1 tRNA gene and 2 rRNA genes (1 of these 3 cut by a window edge) are annotated in these 2,500 nt (G+C 53.9%); all 3 read right to left on the reverse strand.

From position 1 onward, the window contains the following. A tRNA-Met gene (locus E8M77_RS16785) sits at positions 1 to 77 on the reverse strand. Between the two features lie 223 nt (positions 78 to 300). Further along, positions 301 to 415: ribosomal RNA gene (gene rrf / locus E8M77_RS16790) — 5S ribosomal RNA — on the reverse strand. Positions 416 to 657: 242 nt separating this feature from the next. Then, positions 658 to 2,500: ribosomal RNA gene (locus E8M77_RS16795) — 23S ribosomal RNA — on the reverse strand; it runs 1,126 nt beyond the window's last position.

The raw sequence follows: 2,500 nt of genomic DNA on the forward strand, positions 1-2,500 counted from the left end.
TGGTTGCGGGGGCAGGATTTGAACCTGCGGCCTTCAGGTTATGAGCCTGACGAGCTACCGGGCTGCTCCACCCCGCGTTATTTGTTTTCGGGCTTATTTGCCCTGCATTGATATCAGGCTTGGCCTGCAGATGTGATGCCGTTTGGCGATTGATCCATTGGATGGATTGTGTTCGGCACGGCCTTCTGGGCCTTGTTATGTTTCAAACGGATTAAGGGCCGCGTTGAGCGACCCTTTTGTTTATCGGCTGGGCCGTTAGTTTTGTTTTTGTTTTGAGAAGATTGACATTGCCTTTAGCAGACCTGGCAGCGACCTACTCTCCCGCGTCTTAAGACGAAGTACCATTGGCGCTGGGGCATTTCACGGCCGTGTTCGGAATGGGAACGGGTGCAGCCGCCCCGCCATAACCACCAGGTCGGCTAAGGGCAATGTTTTGAGAAGCTGGTACTAGGGCTTAGCCAATAGGCAGTAGCCAATAGTTTTTTTTGTGAACACGTCTTTTTCATCAAGGTTTTGCGTGGCGCCCACAGCCGGCAGAGCCGAGCTGCCGGGCGTCCGGCGCGCCGTCCGCAGCGCAGCATCCGAAGGATGCGACAGCGTGAGGACAAAACCATTATTGAAGCACTATGCGCTTCAAGATGAGCATGGTCAATGAGAACGATCAAGCCAATCGGGCTATTAGTAAGGCTAAGCTTCATGCATTGCTGCACGTCCACACGCCTCCTATCAACGTGGTCGTCTTCCACGGCCCTGATAGGGAATACTCGTTTTCAGGTGGGTTTCCCGCTTAGATGCCTTCAGCGGTTATCCCTTCCATATATAGCTACCCTGCTATGCCCTTGGCAGGACAACAGGTCCACCAGAGATATGTCCATCCCGGTCCTCTCGTACTAGGGACAGATCCTGTCAATATTCCTACACCCACGGCAGATAGGGACCGAACTGTCTCACGACGTTCTGAACCCAGCTCACGTACCGCTTTAATTGGCGAACAGCCAAACCCTTGGGACCTGCTCCAGCCCCAGGATGCGATGAGCCGACATCGAGGTGCCAAACAACCCCGTCGATATGGACTCTTGGGGGTCATCAGCCTGTTATCCCCGGCGTACCTTTTATCCGTTGAGCGATGGCCCTTCCACACGGGACCACCGGATCACTATGACCGACTTTCGTCTCTGCTCGACTTGTCAGTCTCGCAGTCAGGCGGGCTTATGCCATTGCACTCGACGACCGATTTCCGACCGGTCTGAGCCCACCATCGCGCGCCTCCGTTACTCTTTCGGAGGCGACCGCCCCAGTCAAACTACCCACCATACACTGTCCCGGATCCGGATGACGGACCGCGGTTAGACATCCATGACGATAAGGGTGGTATTTCAAGGATGGCTCCACGAGAACTGGCGTCCCCGCTTCAAAGCCTACCACCTATCCTACACATGCCGACACGAATGCCAGTGTAAAGCTATAGTAAAGGTGCACGGGGTCTTTCCGTCTGACCGCAGGAACCCCGCATCTTCACGGGGAATTCAATTTCACTGAGTCTATGTTGGAGACAGCGGGGAAGTCGTTACGCCATTCGTGCAGGTCGGAACTTACCCGACAAGGAATTTCGCTACCTTAGGACCGTTATAGTTACGGCCGCCGTTTACTGGGGCTTCGATTCAAAGCTTGCACCTCTCCTCTTAACCTTCCAGCACCGGGCAGGCGTCAGACCCTATACGTCGTCTTGCGACTTCGCAGAGCCCTGTGTTTTTGATAAACAGTCGCTACCCCCTGGTCTGTGCCACCCCAAAATACTTGCGTAAAATGGGGTCACGCTTCTTCCGAAGTTACGCGTGCAATTTGCCGAGTTCCTTCAACATAGTTCTCTCAAGCGCCTTGGTATACTCTACCTGACCACCTGTGTCGGTTTCGGGTACGGTCTATAATGATGGAGCTATTTCCTGGAACCGCGTCCCCGCACAGACAATCCAATAAGTCTGTACAAGTTGAGCAATCCGTCACTACCACCAGGCCCACGAATATTAACGTGGTTCCCATCGACTACGCATTTCTGCCTCGCCTTAGGGGCCGGCTAACCCTGCTCAGATTAACTTTAAGCAGGAACCCTTGGTCTTTCGGCGAGGGGGTCTCTCACCCCCTTTATCGTTACTCATGTCAACATTCGCACTTCCGATACCTCCAGAGGCCCTCACGGGTCCTCCTTCACAGGCTTACGGAACGCTCCGCTACCACGTGCAGTAAACTGCACATCCTCAGCTTCGGTGCATGGCTTTAGCCCCGTTACATTTTCGGCGCAAAGACCCTTATTTAGACCAGTGAGCTGTTACGCTTTCTTTAAATGATGGCTGCTTCTAAGCCAACATCCTGGTTGTTTTGGGATCCTCACATCCTTTCCCACTTAGCCATGACTTGGGGACCTTAGCTGGAGGTCAGGGTTGTTTCCCTTTTCACGACGGACGTTAGCACCCGCCGTGTGTCTGCCGATTAGTACTCCTCG

This window comes from Rhizobium sp. FY34, from assembly GCF_005222845.1.
In the GTDB taxonomy this organism is placed as follows: domain Bacteria; phylum Pseudomonadota; class Alphaproteobacteria; order Rhizobiales; family Rhizobiaceae; genus Neorhizobium.